This is a genomic window from Synergistaceae bacterium, assembly GCA_017450125.1.
GTDB lineage: Bacteria > Synergistota > Synergistia > Synergistales > Aminobacteriaceae > JAFUXM01.
In genome coordinates this window covers 44,822-63,910 of record JAFSWZ010000040.1, presented here as the reverse complement: position 1 = coordinate 63,910, position 19,089 = coordinate 44,822, and the positions used below count along the sequence as shown (strand labels likewise).

Below are 19,089 nucleotides of genomic sequence, written 5' to 3'. Positions count from 1 at the left end.
CAGAGAGGAGGTATGACGGAACTATGAGGAAATTTCTTGTGATGGCACTGTTAGCTGTCCTGTGTTCGGCGGTGGGTGTCTCGTCAGCCGGAGCTGAGGAATACTCTTTCGGCGGTGAATACTACAACATGGGCAGGAGTGGTGATAGCTGGGAGGACGCTTACTTCATCAGATCGTCTGAGGACATGACGCTGTTGCGCGACAGAATCAAGAGCGGCGAGGAAGCGTCAGGGAAGTACTACAAGCTGGGCGCGGATATATCTCTGACTGGCTGGAGCAGTTACGGAATCTTTCAGGGGCACTTTGACGGGCAGGGGCACACGGTTGAGCTGAACGAAGCGGAGAGTGGCTTGTTTTACCGTACTAGTGGCGATGTTCCTGCAGTGATGAATCTCAATGTCGTCGGGGATATAGAGGCATCGGATGCTTGCGGTGCGATCACAGCTCACATGTATTCAGGAGTAATCGAGAACTGCAGCTTCAACGGCAGTATATCGTATCGTTCACCTAGTGCTGCCGACATAGGCGGGATAGTTGGATGGCTGCATGGCGGAACAGTCAGGAACTGTACAGTGAACGCTGAGATTACATCTGCCAACACTTCTCTTTGGTATTGTACAGGCGGTATCGTAGGATACTCATATGATTTTGAGGAGAGCGGGGACAGAATCAGTATAGAGAATTGTACTGTAGAGGCTGGCACCATCATAACAGCTTCGCAAGATGCAGGCGGCATCACTGGACGTGCAGGCGGCATCACTATCAAGAACTGTACCGTCGAGGAAGGTGTTGAGATCACTTCTGTCTCAGGTGATGTTGGCGGTATCGCCGGGTCTTCCTACAATGCGACCATAGAGGGCAACAGCTGTCCTTCAAGCTACCCGGCAGTAGGGAGAAGCAGCGGAGACATTCCAATCCCAGACTCCTCAGACCCCACGCCGCAAATCTCCTGGAACAAGCACCGCTATCAGGTCTTCAACGAACCCACGACGTGGGAGAACGCGAAAGCCCGCTGTGAGGCACTCGGCGGACACCTCGCGACAATAACAAGCTCTCTCGAACAGGAACAGGTCGAAGCCCTCCTCAGGCAGTCCACGACAAATTACACGTACTACTGGATCGGCGCGAAGTCCAACGCTTCCGGCTGGCTCGAGTGGGTTACCGACGAAGTTCTGGAGCGTCAGTACAGCAACTTCGGGGACGGACAGCCCGACGGCTCAGGAAACAACGTTCATATCGTGTGGGACTCGAATGCCGCAAACTCTTCCGCCAACGGCAAGTGGGACGACTCAGACGGTGCTGAAGCTCACGGATTCATCTGCGAGTGGGACGACGAACCCCAAGCAGTCGAGGAAGCTCCGGCCGCAACAGACTTCCAGACTTGGCAGCAAAACCCTGACGCGTGGAGGAGCGATGAGGACAGCAATGTACCTTCAGGAGCAAGGCCGAGCCCTGTGGGCACATCGCACCTCAGCAGCAACCCGCCTAATGTCAACATGCCTTCCCTGCCAGCATCGTATGATGCCAGAACAAGCGGAAACCTATCGCCGGTAAGACATCAGGGAATTTATGAGACTTGCTGGGCGTTCGCAGTTCTCGGAGCAATGGAAGCAGACTACATGCTACACAAAGCCCCAGCCTCCCCGGCCAGCCTTGACCTCTCAGAACTTCATCTCGCATGGTTTGCGTATGAGGCCAGCTTTGACAACTTCATGAGGCGCGGCAAGGATGTCCTCATGGAGGGAGGCGACCCCGATATTGCAGTCTCGTTCCTGAACAAGATAGATATAGCCCCTGTTGATGAGTCAGCGATGCCTTATTCTGAAGCCGGCACAATGTCTAGTGATTCCAACAGCAAGGTAAACGCGTTCCTGAACGGCAAGGCGGCGGGCAGCTTCGACAAATCACGCGTGATACTCTCTGACGTGAACGAACTCCACGACATAAAGACGGACTATGCCAATGATACCGAGACCGTGAACTACATCAAGCAGCAGATTATGGATCACGGAGCTGTGTATTTCCGTTACGTCAACGCGCTTCAAGGTTACGACAGCAATTATTCCACGTTCTACTCAACAAACAGCACCGCGTTGTCGCACGCGGCACTTCTTGTGGGCTGGGACGACGATTACCCTGCTTCGAACTTCAAGAACAATCCGGGTGTCAATGGTGCATGGCTGGTACGCTCAAGCCGCTGGACCGACAAGGAGACCGGCGAGCTGGCCAAGCTGGGCGATGATGACTACGGCTGCTTCTGGATGTCGTACGCTCAGGCTGGGACGGATGGGGGTATTGTGCAGCTGAGGTCATTCATAGTGAAGGAGCAGAGCCCCACTGAGGACATCACTTCAGGACAGGGAGCACGAAATTTACGGACCAACGGCAGCGCAAACCATACTAAGGACATCACTTCAGGATGGGGAGCACGGATTTTCCGTGCCTCGCGCAATGAGCGTATCACCCGCGTGTCGTTCCACACGACGGACAACAACATGACGTACCAGCTCTACATCAACAAGTTCGGCAAGAGAGTCCCGACAGACCCCGGACGCGCTGAGCTTCCGTTGTCGAGCGGCAGCATTGCTTTTGCCGGCTACCACACAGTTACGCTCCCTGAGGCTGTAAATCTCTACGAAGGGGATTACTACTCGGTCATACTGAAGATGACGACGTTCCAGACATCCAGCTACAGATACCCTACAGCGGTTGAAGCCAGCTTGGATAAGTACCTGGAGATTGCCGTGAACGAGGGGGAGAGTTTCTTTGCGGAAGGCGACGGCGTGCCGTCAGTGTGGCAGGACGGAAAGGATGTCAGCGGAGGACCGTACAATGCCTGCATCATGACGTTCACGGAGTCGTGGACGACGTACAACAGGCCTCCTGTAATCACCACAGCATACTTGCCTGACGGGACGGTAGGTGTGTCGTACTCGTTCACGATGTCATCATCTGGGAATCCGTCAAGCGAATGGAGGAGCGGCTCTCTTCCCGCCGGTTTATCGCTGAGCAAGGAAGGAGTTCTGAGCGGCCAGCCGGAAGCTGCCGGGCAGCACGAGATCTTCTTCACTGCGATGAACGAGGTCGGCTACGAGGAGAAGAGTCTTACCCTGACAGTGAATGAGGCCAAGAAAGACGAGCCTGAAGACGAACCTGAAGATGAGCCCGAAGACGAACCTGAAGACGAGCCCGAAGGTGAGTACTCCCTACTTGAGAATCATGACTCCGGCTGCAATTCGTGGTCTGGAGTGTACGCGGGAATGCTGGTGCTCGCTTTGGCGGCGGTGAGGAGGGCTCGAGGCAGATGAGGGTCTCGTTTGCGCACTGTGTAAGGCGGTGCAGGAGGTGCGGGCATGAGGAGAAGCCTCCTTAGGGGGAGGTTGTCAGCGGCGCATGAAGGCATACGGAATTTTTGTGCATGAAGAAGGAGGATAGATTTTCATGACACACAGAAGATTTATGTGGGTTATTGCGGTGGTGCTGTGTGCGGTGCTTGGGCTCACGGGTATGAGCTCGGCTACAAGCCTGATGTACGACGTAAATTCCCAGAAGTGGCGCGATTTGGAAGTCCTGAAGGTTCCTGGACGCGGTGGCGGTGATGTTGATAACGATTACTACGGTACAAACTGCTACTGCTTTGTGGACTGGGTGCTGAAGGATGATGGCAGAGGTGCACTCTCAGGGTTCTGCTATGAGGCGTACCTCAACGGATTGGACAGCATTATGCTGGCACAGTATCTCAACGCTCATCACAACAGCTCAGGCCCGAGTGAAGCGCAGGTTCGTGAAGCGTTTCAGAAGGCAAGTGCTGGTGATGTTGTGCAAATGCGTTGGTCATATTATTCTGGCGGCTCGAGTGTTCACACTGCGCTCATCAACGGTTTTGAGAGCAATGGTGTTTACTTCTTCCAGTCGCACGTAAGCGGATACGGCGTGAAGAAAATATCAAACAGCTTCTACACGTATTCTGAGCTGGCGCGGCGTTACACGAATCCGGGATATAGAGGCGGTTTCTCGATATACCGCTTCGGTTCAGTGCCATTCCCTCCAAGACCTGACGACGATTATGTCGAGAACCCCGCAATATACAGTCAGGGACTCCGCAGTCTGACCTCGAGCAAGTACGCCAAGATATACACGCTCTCCTCTGGACGCTACTACAACCTGTACAGCAACAAGGAGCTGACAAGCAGGCTTTCTTCAAGCGCGTGGACAGGTGAGAACGATGAAGACTGGCTGCTAGGTGTCGGCGTGAACAGCAACAGCGTCGTATACGCTCAAATATCCTACCCTACATCAAGCGGGCGCAGGACTGCATACGTGAGACTGCGCGAGCTCTTCGTCAAGGGGTCGGAGACAGAGTCCTTCAAGGCGGCGAGGAGTGCTTATGGCCTCTATAGGCGTCTCAATTCCGGGCGGAGCTGGTCGTACGGTATTGATGCAGAAGATCAGTGCTACCTTCTCACCAAAGAGAACGGCTGGTGTCAGGTCATGTACGCAACATCTGACGGACGCTGGCGCATAGCGTGGATGCCCGAAAACACCTACAACGTAATTAAGCCTGGCCCTATTCCGATCCCGGTAATCACCAGCATCGGCAGCCTTCCCAAGACAGTCGTAGCAGGGACATGGTTCAGCAACACCCTGACAGCCACAGGCTCAACCCCAATAACGTGGTCGACATCAGCCGGGACTCTTCCGTCAAGTGCATCACACCTACGCACCAACCTTCCTCCCGGACTGTCCATAAGCGGCTCAGGTACAACGGGCACAATCAGCGGTACTGTCGCTCATACCGACGCGGGGAAGGACTCGTACATGCCCTTGATGTACTACTTCAGCGTTACGGCCGCAAACTCATCCGGCTCATCAGCCCATAAGCAGAGCTACATCGTGGTGTATGAGCCTCCAGTGTTCGAGACTGCGGAGACACTTGCACGCGGCGACCTGAACTCCCGCTACAACCAAACCATCAAGGCAAAGGGCACCGAATGGAGCATGAGATGGAAGATCACCAAAGGCAAGCTTCCGCCAGGATTGACCTTTAACGGCAAATCCAGCAAGCGCGAAGCTACGATTACGGGTATCCCCACTCAGACAGGGTGCTTCAGGTTCACTGTGGAACTCAGCAACCTAGTCGGCGACTCTAGCACAACGACAACACGCGAGTTCGTCATCTACGTCGGGAACGTAGCCACAGAATACCAAGACCCAAATATAAAGCTGTTGTACAACTTCCTCAGCGGTCAGGCAGGGACAAGCTATTACGACTGGACGGGCATCAAGGATACTTCATCGCCAAGCACGAAGAACCTCGACAATTACATATTCCTTGTCTCGAAAGGCTCTCTTCCTCCAGGCTTGAGCATCGAGGAAAAATCAGCAAACGGCTACAACGTCGGCAAAGTCTACTTGAGCGGAATACCAAAGGCTTCAGGCACCTATGAGTTCACGCTGCAGGCGAAGAGAATCAGCGACGGCGGGTACAACACGCGGTCTTACACCCTGAAAATATCACCGGCATCAAGCACGGCTTGGCGGAACTACAGCATGTCGCTGCGAGGCGGATTCGTACAGTGGAAGATGATGCGTCTCAATTACTCTTCCTACATTACCGTCAGAGGCGGATCATCACCGTACACTGCTTCGGTTGTCGCTGGAGAGCTGCCTCCTGGTACAAGGCTTGAAGCATATCAGAACTACATATTCTTGGAGGGTGTTCCCAAGAAGGCAGGCGCGTTCCCGTTCACGATAAGGGTTACGGGCAGCAATAACGGGTATGTCGAGCAGTCGTACACCGTGAATATCGCGAAAAACCCCTACTACAAGTCAGGCGGCACAGGCAGCACAACCAAGCCCAAATATACGTCCAAAGAACTACCTGATGCCCACGTAGGCAGCATGTGGGAAGCTACCCTCGAATGCTCTGGCGCAGAACCTATAGCGTGGTACGCCGTCGGAGATCTGCCGGACTGGATGACGCTCGAAGAGGATACCGGCAGGATTTCCGGCATACCTATGGAACTCGGCAAGTACAAGTTCAAGGTCAAGGCTGAGAACGAGAAGGGCTCCGTAACGAAGTCGTTCAAGGTTAAGGTCGTGAAGACAGCACCAACCATCATAACGGCATCCTTGCCTGACGGAAGGGTTGGCGTAGAGTACACCGAATACCTCAGAGCATCAGGCACTGACCCCATAAAGTGGAGCAAGATCGGCAAGTTCCCGAGCGGCCTGAAGCTCGACAAGAAGGAAGGCATCATCTACGGTACTCCCAAGAAGGCGGGACCATTCAACATAACCGTGAAGGCCAAGAACAAGGCCGGCGAAGAGACAGTCCAGCTCTCCATCGTAATACTGAAGGCTGACGACTCGACCGGAGACGATAAGGAGGCTGAAGATGACGAGGGCGACACCTCTGAGAGCACAGGGCAGACTAACACCCCCTCTAACACGGGCTCAGCACCCACAGCTGATACCCCTGACAGCGGCAGCACGTCAGACGCTGTCTACACAAGGCTGTACCTCCTTAGCGGGGACGAGAAGCTCGAAGGTTATGTGCCTGTAGAGGCCGGTGAACCTCTCACGTTCGAGATAGGGCAGTGGCAGGACGAATACGGCCGTAATATTGAGGTCTCAGATGTCGCTGTGTTCGTCAATGACGAAGCCGTGAGCGCGGACATCTCGGAGGACGGAATCTTCACCCTCCCAGCTGAGGCAGTCAACGGAGACTTCATAGTCTATGCTTCGGCTCATGCAGGAGAACGCGAGTTCAGGACGCTCGAAATCAGCGCGGCAGCCGGTGAGCAAGAAAGCTACGTATCCGCTTCGTCGGCGGGTAACGGTGAGCCTGCTCCATCATCACATGGCGGGTGCAGTGCTGGCGTGTTCGGCGTTGCAGGATTGATTTGCGCGGGAATATTCTTGTTCGGAAGGAAACCACGTTAATCAGCAATAACAGCCCGGAGTCATAAGGCTCCGGGTTTCTTCATAATCAGCCCAGAATGTTCTCCAGACCCTCAGCGGAAATCTTGTGCTTCTCAGCGTAACCCGTAAGAATAAGCGTCAACGCTCCGTCTCCCGTAACGTTGCAGGCCGTCCCGAAGGAGTCCTGAAGAGCAAAGATCGTGAGCATCAACGCTGTTCCAGCCTCGTTGAAGCCGAGAACTCCCGTAATCAGTCCCAGCGAAGCCATTACCGTACCGCCAGGAACTCCCGGAGCACCGATCGCGAACACTCCCAGCAGAAGGCAGAACAGTATCATGTTGCCCATCGTCGGATAAGTCCCGTAGAGTATCTTCGAGATCGCCATCACAAAGAACGTCTCAGTCATTACAGAGCCGCAAAGGTGAATGTTCGCGAATAACGGAATGCCGAAGTTCACCATGTCATCACGAAGCGTAGGCTCAGACTTCCTTGCGCACTCGAGGGCAACTGACAGAGTTGCCGCGCTCGACATTGTCCCGACAGCAGTCATGTACGCAGGGCCATAATTCTTGATGATGTTGAAGGGGTTTTTGCCGGAATACACGCCCGCGATGAAGTACAGCAGAGCCATCCAGATATAATGCCCGGCCATAACGATAAGGATTATCGCGAGGAACACGGGGAACTGCTTTGTGATTGAGCCCTCGTACGCAAGCCCGCAGAAAGTCGTTCCGATAAGCCACGGCAGGACAGGAATCAGGAATCTCGTTACGATGCTCAAGACTATCTTCTGGAACTCCTCGAGAACGTTGATGATGTACTTGCTTCTGTTCCACGCCGCCGCAAGTCCTACGGTGATTGACAGGAACAGCGCGGAGATTACCGGCATAATCTGCGGAATGTTGAGTTTGAAGACGACATCAGGAAGACTCTTCAAGCCCTCGACTTCCGTTGCGATGTTCAGGAACGGAATGATCGAGTAGCCAGCGAAAGTCGCCGCGAATGCCGCACCGATTGACGAGACATAGGCCAGCGTCAACGCAAGAAGAAGCATTCTTGAGGCGTTGCTGCCAAGACGGGTGATTGACGGAGCAACGAAACCGATGATGATTAACGGTACGCAAAAGTTGATGAACTGCCCGGAGATGAAGCGTATGGTTACGATGATGTTCAGGAGAGCGGTGCACAACGCACTTCCCTCCATAGAACTGAGGCCGAGACCGGCAAGTATGCCCAGCACAAGTGCCACGATGAGCTTGAAGGGCAGGCTTGACGTGAAAGAGTTACTGCTCATGAGATAGATTACCTCCTGAAAAAATATATTCCTGAAAGTTTACACCATGAATCAAGATTTACAGGCACGAATCAACATCAACACGGTCTATCATGACGTTCAAGATTTCCCTGTCAGTGTCCTTCATGCCTACCTTGCCGATATAGCCCATGTTCCTGATGGTCTCCTCCACGTCGTCTTCAACGAAACCTTCTCCGCCCCTGAACTCGTCATCGTTCATGCTCATGTAGTGCGCGAGAATCGCCGCGTGTACTGATGACGCAATCTTGGCCGCACAGCTGGGCTTCGCTCCGTCGCAGACGATTCCTCCGACGTTGCCGAGTGTGTTGGTGATTGTTCGCCCGACACTGGCATAGTCCCCGCCCGCCATGTAGGTTATTCCTGCGCCTGCACCTGCCGACGCGCTGACTGCCCCGCAGAACGCCGACAACGACCCTATGAAGTGCTTGATGTATATGCTCACGAGGTTGCTCACGGCCAAACACCTCAATAACTTATCCCGCGAAATCCGCCACTGTTCAGCGTACTCGACGACGGGCATTGTTACGGTGATTCCCTGATTGCCGCTCCCTGAGTTGATGATTACGGGAAGAGGACAGCCGCTCATTCTCGCATCACTTCCTGCGGCGGCACGGGCACACGCGCACGAGCGTACGTCATTCCCCCACGTCTCGATGATGGTTTTGCCGATACACGCGCCCCACTTGTTGTCCAGCCCTTCCTGAGAGATGCGGGAGTTGTACTCAATCTGACGTGTCAGCAGCTCTTCAACGTCCTCAATGTTCAGGCTGTCGGCGTAATCCAGAATCGTGCACAGCTTCATCTTGCTCCTGTCCGCTGATGATGAAGGAACTTCCTTCTCTGCCGGAGCTTCCTCGAACACCGTAACTCCGTCCTTCTCGATGCGCGTAATGTCAGTGTGATGGTTCTCAATCCTAACCGCTGCTGTGTGCCCGTCTCCTTCTGCCGTAACCTCAATGTAGAGATTCGGCACGTCCTCAGCCAGCGACACATCGCAGAATCTCTCGCGCACAAGTTTCCGTGTGAGTGCCCGTGCTTTGTCGTCAGCACACGCAATCACCTCTAACGCCTTCTCCGCGTCCCCTCCGACTGCTCCGAGAATCGCCGCCGCCTCAATGCCTTTCTGCCCGCCTGAGTTCGGGACAATTACGCCCTTAACGTTCTTGATGATGTTTCCCGAGCACGACACGTGAAGATGCCGGGCTTCCACTCCGAGAACGGAACATGCCTTCGCGCTGGCGTAGGCTATGGCGATAGGCTCAGTGCATCCCATTGCAGGGACAAGCTCCTCGCGCAGAATCGCCGTGTAGTTGTCGTAAAGCTCCCTCGAAATCATGATTACCCTCCTTAATTTGTGCGAAACTGTCTGATAAGTGCCCGCAATTATATATCACTCAATCTTGACAATGCAGGTTGCATATACTATCCTTGCGCAAGTTCCAAGACAAGAAGGGAAAGATTATCAGTTGAGGCTTTCGACAACAGCACGCTACGGACTGCGCGCAATGTCTGATCTGTGCACACACTCGCGGAACTCCGAGCCCGTGCCGGTCAGCGACATAGCATCACGCCAGAACATCCCGCTAAACTACCTCGAGCAATTGTTCGGCAAGCTCCGCAGAGGAGGACTCCTCGAGAGCGTCAGAGGTGCTCAGGGAGGCTATTTGCTTGCGCGTAAAGCTGACGAAATCTCGATAGCTGATATTCTGCAGGCATTGGGCGAACCGTTCATCTTCGGGTCATGCCAGACGGAGAAGGGCTGTGAGAACGCTCCGACGTGCCCGACGTTCACACTGTGGCGGAAGGTGAAGGGGTCGGTTGATGAGATTCTCAGCAGCACGACGCTTGAAGACATTGTAGACGAGAGAATAACCCTTCTAGAGAACATCAGCACAGACCCTGAACGCGAGGAAGTCAGGGAGAGAGCAATCAAGGCATCAAGGGAGGAAGAAGCATAAATGTTCGTATATCTTGACCACACGGCAACAACCCCGACAAGCCCGGAAGTGTTATCGGCAATGATGCCGTACTTCGGCGAATGGTTCGGCAACCCGTCGAGCGTGTATTCATTCTCGCGGCAGAGCAGGACAGCAATCGAGAAGGCTCGCGGCCAAGTCGCCGCCGCACTGAACGCAGACCCGTCGGAGATATTCTTCACGGCATCAGGGAGCGAGGCCGACAACTGGGCGTTGAAGGGAACGCTTGACCGTGCACTCCTGAAGGGCAAGAACCACCTCATTACGACTCAGATTGAGCATCACGCAATTCTTCATACGGCCGAATACCTGCACAAGTACAGGGGCGTTGAGGTAACGTATCTTCCTGTGGACAGCGAAGGCAGGGTCAGCGTCGAGGACGTGAAGAACGCAATCACCGACAAGACCGCGCTTGTGTCCGTGATGTTCGCGAACAACGAGGTAGGTACGATTGAGCCCGTCGCGGAGATAGGTGCGCTGTGCAGAGAGAGGAAGATACCCTTCCACACCGACGCAGTTCAGGCCGCCGCGCACCTGAAGATTGACGTTAAAGCAATGAATATCGACATGCTCTCGATGAGTGCACACAAGATGTACGGCCCTAAAGGTGTAGGAGCGTTGTACCTGCGCAAGGGCGTGAACCCCGAGAACTTCATTCACGGCGGGGGGCAGGAACGTCATCGCAGAGCGAGCACAGAGAACATTGCGGGCATAGTGGGATTCGGCACGGCGATGGAGATTCTCAGCGGAAGGCTCGAGGCGGACAAGGCCATTAATTCAGCGCGCAGGGACAGGCTTATTGCGGGGATATTCGAGCGCATTCCTCACGCAAAGCTGAACGGAGCAACGGGAGACCTCCGGCTTCCCAACAACGTGAACTTCAGCTTCATCGGCGTTGAGGGAGAGACGCTGCTGCTTGACCTCGACGCTAAGGGAATCTCCGCCTCAACAGGAAGCGCGTGCTCATCGGACAGCCTTGACCCGTCGCATGTTCTGCTGGCACTGGGGCTGAAGCACGAGATGGCTCACGGGTCGCTGAGGTTCACGCTCGGGAGGCTGACGACGGATGAGCAGATAGATTACGTGCTTGAGGTTCTGCCGGAGATAGTTGCACGGAGACGCGCAATGTCGCCGTTGTGGGAAGATTATTTGAAGGGGGAAAAGTAGATTATGGCACTGGATTACAGCCAGAAGGTAATGGATCACTTCATCAACCCGCGCAACGTCGGGGAGATTGAGAATGCGGACGGAGTCGGCGAGGCGGGCAACCCCAAGTGCGGGGACATCATGAAGATATACCTGAAGGTCAACCCTGACACGCAGATTATCGAGGATGTGAAGTTCAAGACGTTCGGTTGCGCTTCGGCAATTGCTTCGTCGAGTATGGCGACGGAGATGATTAAGGGCCGCACCGTGCAGGAAGCATGGGATCTCACCAATAGCGCAGTAGCTGAAGCACTGGACGGGCTTCCGCCGATAAAGATGCACTGCTCTGTCTTGGCCGAAGAGGCGATACACACGGCACTGAACGATTACCGAGCCAAGCACGGGATGGAGGTTATCCCGATGGAGCACCACGACGAAGACTAATCATCACTCAGGGGGACGGTCTAAGGTCTGTCTCCCTTCTTTTATCTGTGGTAAGATACCTGCATCCCATACGCAGGAGGAAATTCATTGATGAATCTTACCAGCGATGTTGTTTACGGTTCTGTTCTGGCAAATAACTCCCCGCCTCCTCTCAGCAAAGGCACTGCCTCAGTGATTCTCAGCGGCAAGCATTCTGGCAGAGAGTCATCCTTCGGGCTCACTGATGATATCCTCAGCCGCCACATCCTCCTGTTAGGCGGGACAGGCACGGGCAAAACTAATCTCTTCTACCACATTGTCCGGCAGCTCAAGGAGAAGATGACTTCATCCGACGTGATGATGATCTTCGACAGCAAAGGAGACTTCTGCGACAAGTTCTACGACCCCAAGAAAGATTCAGTAATCGGCAACTCCGCCAAGTACAGGCAGGCCTCCGCAAAATGGAGCATACACAACGAAATCACCGCAGACGGCTGGGACAACGTCTCAATCTCCCAGAACGTACAGGAAATCTGCAAGTCATTCTTTGCCCGGCGAATGGAGAACAACAACAACCCCTTCTTTCCCGCCGCCGCCTCTGACCTTCTCGGTGCACTAATGATTTCATTCATCAGGAAGGGCTTGAAGTTCACCAACGCCGACCTGAAATACGCCCTCGACACAATGACCGCAAAAGACTTCCACGACACGTTCTCCGCCCACAAAGACCTTCAGACAATCAGCACGTACATTGACCCCAGAGCCGCTAACCAGTCGCAGGGCGTGCTCTCTGAAGTGTACAGCACGATGCGCGACATCTTGACGGGAGTGTTCGCCGACGCGGGGGATTTCTCGATGCGGAGGTTCATCCGCGCGAAGCAGGGACGAACTGTCTTCCTCGAGTATGACCTAGCGATAGGTGATGTCCTTGCGCCGGTGTACTCGCTGCTGTTTGACCTCGCACTCAAGGAAGCATTGGGACGCACGAAGTCGCAGGGCAACGTCTACCTTATCGCCGACGAGCTTAAGCTCCTGCCCAGACTACGCCACCTCGACGACGGAATCAACTTCGGGCGCAGTCTTGGCCTGAAGATACTCGCCGGGCTTCAGAGCATCAGGCAGCTCGACGCGATTTACGACAAAGAGGCTCAGGCACACAACGCAATAGCAGGCTTCTCGACGGTTGCGGCCTTCAGGTCTTCAGACCCGAATACCCGCGAATACGTCAGCGGAATGTTCGGGAAGAATGCTGTTGTTGAACGCCTCGAACATGCCGACGGGACAGCAGAGTACAAGCGTCATGACGGTTTTGTGGTCGAGGACTGGGACATAATTTCGCTGGAGACCGGCGAAGCTGTGGTGGGTATGCCTGAGATTCCGCCGTTCCGCTTCAAGTTCAAGGAGTACAAGTAACATGGATATCTTTGAGAGAGCGATAGATTCCTTCTTCGGCATAGCTTTTGGTGTAGCAACTAAAATAGTCGGTGCAACGTTTTTAGGGGCGTTCACTGTTCTGCGGAAGACTTTATCCCTGTTCCAGGACGGCAAGAGGATACGCCGCACAGCACGAGCCAGCAAGAACAATCGCGGAGTGCGTGTCTCATCTTCTGTCGACAAGAATGCTATCTGCCTCAACGATGACCCGAAATTCGACGACACAGAGACCGTTACTGATAAGGACGCTGAACCTGCATTAGACTACCTGAAAGGAGACAGCAAACTTCCCGAGAGCGTGGTGGTTTCCGGCGGAACAGAGGCGGACAGGTGCAGGACTCTGATGCCGTTCATCTATAGGTCGCAGACCAGCAATATGCCGCTCGTGATAATCCACAACTCCGACTCCACGCTCGAGTCAATGATTGCCTCCAGCTGCAAGGTACACGAGATAATCTCGGCGAAAGGGCTTTACTGCGACATTTTTGCCGGGCTGATACCTGATGACATTGTGAGGCTGATCTCTGACACCATCGGCGAGGATAATGGCACAGAATCTCTCTTGCGCGCGCTGGTCAATGTAGTACTCACAAAGCGGCCTGATGCGTGCATAGAGGACATCGCTTCCTTCCCGCTCGGTAAGCTCAGGGACGGGATAATACGCCTCAACGCTTCGGGAGTGCTGACGAAGAAACAGTATTCTGACTGGCTCGAGGATTACGACGCAGGTTCAGGGGCGAGAGTGTCATTGCGTACGTTCCTGACGAACTTGGCCGATGACTTCAGGCATGTATTCGGCGCAAAGAGAGCCGGACGCTCAAGCATAGTGCGCACGCTGAACCACAACGGAGCTGTGATGATAGACATCGGCAAAGGCACTGCAGAACTCGCCGTGAAGCTGCTCATCAACTACCTTCTTCTTCTAGACAAAAATCACTGTAACTTCAACTTCATCATTGATGATTTCTACATCGCGAAATTCCCGGAGATCAGCGACATCATCAGGGGCAGGACGTACGCTATCAGCCACAGTGATTTTGCCGCGTCATTGTCGTTGTCCCGCTCGAAGTACACTCACGAGAACAACTCCGACGAACTGTTCCGGGACTTGACGCACGATGCAGGGGTTGTGTGCGTTTTCTGCCACCAGAGCGCGGACTCCTGCCGCAGGTGGTCGGAGTATTTCGGCACATACAGGAAGATAAAGACACAGCGCGAGCATTCGAGTTCCGGCGGATGGGCAAGCTATAACCCTGCAGAAAGCCTCAGCGAGCAGGAACATGACTTGCCGCGAGTCAGGGGCAGGAGCATAGAGAGCCTCCCTTCCGGTGTGGCGTGCGTTTACAGGAAGGAAGGAATATTCATCGGCAGCATCTAGCACAAGCAAAGGAGCTGAATTATCGATGTGTGAAGAACAGGAAACATCGGCTGTTGACCCCGTGCAGGCCGAACCAGTCCCGCAGGTCGCGGAGGAGAAACCGGCGGAAGATACGATGATGCAGCACGTGTTCACGGAGCTGAGGGAGATTCACAAGATATGCCAGAACTTCCAGGCCGGAAGAATACGTGCCGCAGAGTCAGAGCTCGAGAAGTACCGCGATATCGACAGAGGCCGTGCGTTCGACGACATTCTCAGGGACATAGCGCGGATATACGTTGACCACGAGAGCCTTCCCGCCTCGATAGAGGACGAGACACTGCGCAAGAGAGTGGGCTACATACTGCTTGACGTTCTGCAGGTGCTGGAGTGTTACGGCGTTCACCCGCAGAAGAGCGAACAGGGCAGTGAACGCAAGCTCCGTCTGACTCACGTTGTGGGTTACGAGGACACGGAGGATCAGGAACTTCACGGGAAGATTGCGGAGAGTGTGCAGACGGGTTTCTGCAGGGAGAATCACCCGATAATACAGGAGCTCGTGAAGCTCTACAGGAAAGTGAACTAATCAGGAAAGGAAGCGTTGAACATTGGCAGAGAAAGTTTTCGGTATTGATTTAGGGACGACGTATTCAGTTATCGCGACGCTGGACAACAACGCCAAGCCGGAAGTGTTCGAGCTCTACAGCGAAGAGGACAGGAAGATAGCTTCTGCGGTGTACTTCCAGCCCGACGAGACGGGACAGCAGCCTCACTTCCAGATAGTCGGCAAGGAGGCCAAGAAGATGGCGGCTTCTGAACCAGACAGAGTTGTGCAGTTCGTGAAGCGCGAGATAGGCAAGGAAGACGTGAGGTATTCATTCGACGGCGTGGACTATGACCCTATCACGGTCTCGTCGCTGATACTCAAGCGCATGAAGCAGGAGGTCGAGGAACAGGGCTACCCTGTCAGCAAGGCAGTAATCACGTGCCCGGCGTATTTCGGCAACGCGGAGAAGACAGCAACCCGTCAGGCAGGAGAGATAGCGGGGCTCGAAGTCCTCGACATAATTCACGAACCTACAGCGGCGGCACTGAATTACTGTTCGCACGAGTTCAGCGAGAACAGGAGAATAATGGTCTACGACTTGGGCGGAGGCACGTTTGATGTTACGCTTCTGGACTTCTCCGTCGATGAGTTCGGGGGCAACGCACAGATAGTGATTCTGGACTCTACGGGCGACGACAGGTTAGGCGGCGTGGACTGGGACAAGATGATGGAAACCTACATCAGCGAGCTTTATGCCGACGAGAACGGCATCAGCACCAAAGACATAGACGCGAGGACAACTGCGCTGATAAAGGCACAGTCGGAGGAAAACAAGAAGAGGCTCTCTCTTCTGCCGACCCTTAGCATAAACGTCGGAACAACGAGAATCACCATAACTGCAGAGGAGTTCCGCGAGCGCACCAAGACTCTTGTTGAGAGAACAACAACGTTCGTCAGCCAGCTTCTGGGGAAAAACGGCCTCAGTGCAGACGACATAGACACAGTGCTTCTCGTCGGGGGCTCAACGCGTATGCCGATGGTGCAGGATGCCGTCAAGGCAATGTTCCCGGAGAAGGACAGCGGAAGCCTGCGCGTGAGGGTAGAGGATCCTGATTATGCGGTGGCGAAAGGTGCGGCGATTGCTGCGGGCATGAAGTACATCGAGAAGTTCAAGGAACGCACGGAGGAAGTAGATACCAACGGTGGCGGCGGCGATGATGATACGGTGCGCGGCCTCATCGAGGCATTCGGTGAGGGCGGAACTATTGAGGTTGCGGATATACTTTCGCGCTCGTTCGGCCCTGCTGTGCTTGTGCCTGCTCCCGGTGCTCCCGGCGGCAAGGAGCTGATGATCGACAACCTGCTTTTCATCGGAGGCCCGTCGCCCGCAGAGGCAGAGGAGACGTACAAAGTTGCTGAAGACAACCTGCCGGAACTCACAGTGCCTGTGTTCGAGAACATCAGCAAGGACGAACGCTACGTTACTCCTCCGTTCAACAAAAAGGGTGAACCTCAGGCGACAGACCCGACGCTCAAGGTGAAGCATCTCGGCACTGTCATCCTGCCTCTTCCTGCGGGAACTCCTAAGGGCGCGCCGATACTGATACGCTTCAAGTGCGGCTCTGACGGTCTCACTGTGTACGCGACCAATGTTACGACGGGCGAGACGGCCGAAGCCAGCTTGAGGTCAGAGTTCCTCAAGACGCGGGAGCAGGTGGAGAGCGACAAGAAACTTATCGGACGAATCAACACATCCGGCACAGTTCAGGGGTAACAGGTCATGCCAATATCGATCGGCATAGACTTAGGCACAACGTATTCTGCGGCAGCGTACGTCAACCCATCAACAGGCCGCCCGGAAATCATCCCCAACCCCGACGGCAGGCACATAACACCGTCGGTGATTCTCTTCGAGGAAGGCAGGCCGATTTTCGGGAGCGAAGCAGAGGAAGCGTTCAGGCTCGGGCTTGGGGGATGTGCGGCGACGTTCAAGCGCAGCATGGGGAAGAACGAGACCTACTGCGCAATAGACGGCAAGGATTACACGGCCGAAGAGCTGTCGTCAATGCTCCTGAGGTACATCAAGGAGTACGCCGAAGCAGGCACAGGCCAAGAAATCGCCGACGCAGTCATCACCGTTCCTGCCTACTTCTACTCTGTGGAGCGGGAAGCAACCCTCAACGCCGCGCAGGAGGCAGGGTTGATTGTCCGCAAGATAATCGATGAACCCAACGCCGCCGCAATCTCCTACGGCCTTAACCACTGGCGCGAGAACGCGAATATTCTCGTCTACGACTTGGGAGGCGGAACGTTCGACGTTACCCTGACGCACATGCAGAAGGACGGCGAGCTTCAGGCCATTGCGGTTGCCGGAGATCATTTTCTCGGCGGGCGGGATTGGGACGAGAGGCTTTCGGAGCTCATTGCGGACAAAGTTTCTGCCGAGACGGACAAGGACATAAAGTCAGACTTTCGGGCAATGAGGACAATACGCGGTCTCTCTGAGGGCGTGAAGAAGAGCCTCTCGCAGCTCATGAGCGTGAACGCTGTGGTATCCCTGCCGGTCTTGGGGAATATCACTGTGCAGGTAACACGCGCAGAGTTCGCTTCGGCGACGGCAGACCTCCTCAAACGCACGGGTGATTTCTGCCTGTCCGTGCTAGATAAGGCGCAGGTCAGCGTGAACGACGTTGCTGATGTCCTGCTGGTCGGAGGCTCTACGAGGATGCCCGCTGTCTCTGAGCATCTCGCGGGAATCTTCGGCAAGAAGCCCATTGCCCACGTGAACCCGGATGAGGCGGTGGCACTCGGTGCGGCGGTTCAGGCTGTGAAGGAGAATCCCGTGTACTCGCGCGTGTCGTTCGTCGTGAAGGACGGCAGGAAGGTTACTGAGAGAGCGCAGTTCACTGGCCTAGTGAAGCCTGAGAGGAGGCTCTCGGGTCTCGAGGTAATCTCCGTACGCGAGACCACAGCCCACGCAATGGGAATGATAGCAGTCAGCCCCGACGGCACAAGATACATCAACGACATAATCATACCCGCCGACCACCCCAGACCAGTAAAGGCAGCAAAAGCCTTCTCGTTCAGGACAACGTCGAAGAAGGCCGCCGATATGGAAATCTATGTTCTTCAGGGCGACAAAGAAGCTCCGCTGGAGAACAAGGTAACGTTCAGGTACGTAGTTACGGGGATACAGCACAACCCTTCGACGAGGGGCAAGACCACAATCCGCGTGCAGTACACCTACGACAACAACGGGATAATTCACGTTGAAGCGCGTCAGGACAGCTCCTCCGTGAACCTTCCAATACGCCGCGAGCCCGTCCCTGAAGACATGTCGAAGTTCTCGAGTCCCGTCGAACGCACGGAAGACCCCGAGCCCGAGACACTGAATCTCGTTATGGCGGTGGATGTGTCGGGAAGCATGTCCGGCGAGCCCCTGCAAGACGCTCAGGACGCGATGTGCGATTTCGTTGACAAGCTGGACTTAGAGTATACGCGCGTCGGAATTATGGCCGTCTCTGACCGTACAAAAATAGTCTGCAGGCTGACGGACGACAAGAGGCAGTGCCTCAGAGCCATAAAGTCCATAAAGTGCGGGCAGACCGGCTACGGAAACTCGGCACATCCTTTCGGGGAAATAATGGACGTTCTTGAGGACGAAGAAGGCCGGAGGTTCGCGATAGTTCTTGCTGACGGCGTGTGGTCGGATCAGAGCAGGGCAGTGAAGGCGGCGAGGCAGTGCAACCGTGCAGGCATAGACACGGCGGGCATAGGCTTCGGTGAAGCGGACATAGACTTCCTGCGAGATATTTCGTCGGACGACGCAAACGCTGTCTTTGTGGAGGGCTCGGGAGAACTCGGCCACGCTTTCGGGACAATAGCGCAAAGTCTCGGAGAGAGTGCGTCGGTGAAGGGCGGAATATCCGGCACAGAAGACGCTGACACATGGGAGGACTGATGCGGA

12 protein-coding genes are annotated in these 19,089 nt (G+C 54.8%); 10 read left to right on the top strand and 2 right to left on the bottom strand.

Annotation, left to right across the window (positions count from 1 at the left end; all coding sequences use genetic code 11):
- Positions 1-23: 23 nt before the first annotated feature.
- Together IJT02_09715 and IJT02_09710 are read left to right on the top strand one after the other, a co-directional pair.
- On the top strand, positions 24-3,308 hold the full coding sequence (locus IJT02_09715; GenBank protein ID MBQ7545203.1) for a hypothetical protein: 3,285 nt from the start codon (positions 24-26) through the stop codon (positions 3,306-3,308).
- A gap of 133 nt (positions 3,309-3,441) precedes the next feature.
- Positions 3,442-6,945 (top strand): putative Ig domain-containing protein, encoded by a 3,504-nt coding sequence (locus tag IJT02_09710; protein MBQ7545202.1) that lies wholly within the window; start codon positions 3,442-3,444, stop codon positions 6,943-6,945.
- Positions 6,946-6,991: 46 nt separating this feature from the next.
- On the opposite strand, the gene IJT02_09705 is transcribed toward IJT02_09710, so the two are convergent.
- Both IJT02_09705 and IJT02_09700 read right to left on the bottom strand, forming a co-directional pair.
- Positions 6,992-8,218 (bottom strand): cation:dicarboxylase symporter family transporter, encoded by a 1,227-nt coding sequence (locus IJT02_09705; GenBank protein MBQ7545201.1) that lies wholly within the window; start codon positions 8,216-8,218, stop codon positions 6,992-6,994.
- 58 nt (positions 8,219-8,276) lie between these two features.
- The gene (locus IJT02_09700) at positions 8,277-9,575 is read right to left on the bottom strand and encodes a serine dehydratase subunit alpha family protein (GenBank protein MBQ7545200.1); all 1,299 of its coding nucleotides are present in this window, start codon (positions 9,573-9,575) and stop codon (positions 8,277-8,279) included.
- 70 nt (positions 9,576-9,645) lie between these two features.
- Here IJT02_09700 and IJT02_09695 point away from each other — a divergent pair, with 70 nt between their 5' ends.
- The 8 genes from IJT02_09695 (at position 9,646) to IJT02_09660 (ending at position 19,083) form a co-directional block, all read left to right on the top strand.
- Positions 9,646-10,197: an Rrf2 family transcriptional regulator gene (locus tag IJT02_09695; protein ID MBQ7545199.1), complete on the top strand. Its 552-nt coding sequence runs from the start codon at positions 9,646-9,648 to the stop codon at positions 10,195-10,197.
- The gene (gene nifS, locus IJT02_09690; protein MBQ7545198.1) at positions 10,198-11,382 is read left to right on the top strand and encodes a cysteine desulfurase NifS; all 1,185 of its coding nucleotides are present in this window, start codon (positions 10,198-10,200) and stop codon (positions 11,380-11,382) included. It begins immediately after the preceding gene.
- 3 nt (positions 11,383-11,385) lie between these two features.
- Positions 11,386-11,805 (top strand): Fe-S cluster assembly scaffold protein NifU, encoded by a 420-nt coding sequence (gene nifU, locus IJT02_09685; GenBank protein MBQ7545197.1) that lies wholly within the window; start codon positions 11,386-11,388, stop codon positions 11,803-11,805.
- Positions 11,806-11,892: 87 nt separating this feature from the next.
- On the top strand, positions 11,893-13,197 hold the full coding sequence (locus IJT02_09680) for a type IV secretion system DNA-binding domain-containing protein (GenBank protein MBQ7545196.1): 1,305 nt from the start codon (positions 11,893-11,895) through the stop codon (positions 13,195-13,197).
- A gap of 1 nt (position 13,198) precedes the next feature.
- Entirely contained in the window at positions 13,199-14,596 is a 1,398-nt protein-coding gene (locus IJT02_09675; GenBank protein MBQ7545195.1) for a hypothetical protein, read from the top strand.
- A 25-nt stretch (positions 14,597-14,621) separates the two neighbouring features.
- Positions 14,622-15,161, top strand: coding sequence for a hypothetical protein (locus tag IJT02_09670; protein MBQ7545194.1), 540 nt, complete (start codon positions 14,622-14,624; stop codon positions 15,159-15,161).
- Between the two features lie 22 nt (positions 15,162-15,183).
- Positions 15,184-16,896, top strand: coding sequence for an Hsp70 family protein (locus tag IJT02_09665; GenBank protein MBQ7545193.1), 1,713 nt, complete (start codon positions 15,184-15,186; stop codon positions 16,894-16,896).
- 6 nt (positions 16,897-16,902) lie between these two features.
- Positions 16,903-19,083: an Hsp70 family protein gene (locus tag IJT02_09660; GenBank protein MBQ7545192.1), complete on the top strand. Its 2,181-nt coding sequence runs from the start codon at positions 16,903-16,905 to the stop codon at positions 19,081-19,083.
- Positions 19,084-19,089 lie beyond the last annotated feature (6 nt).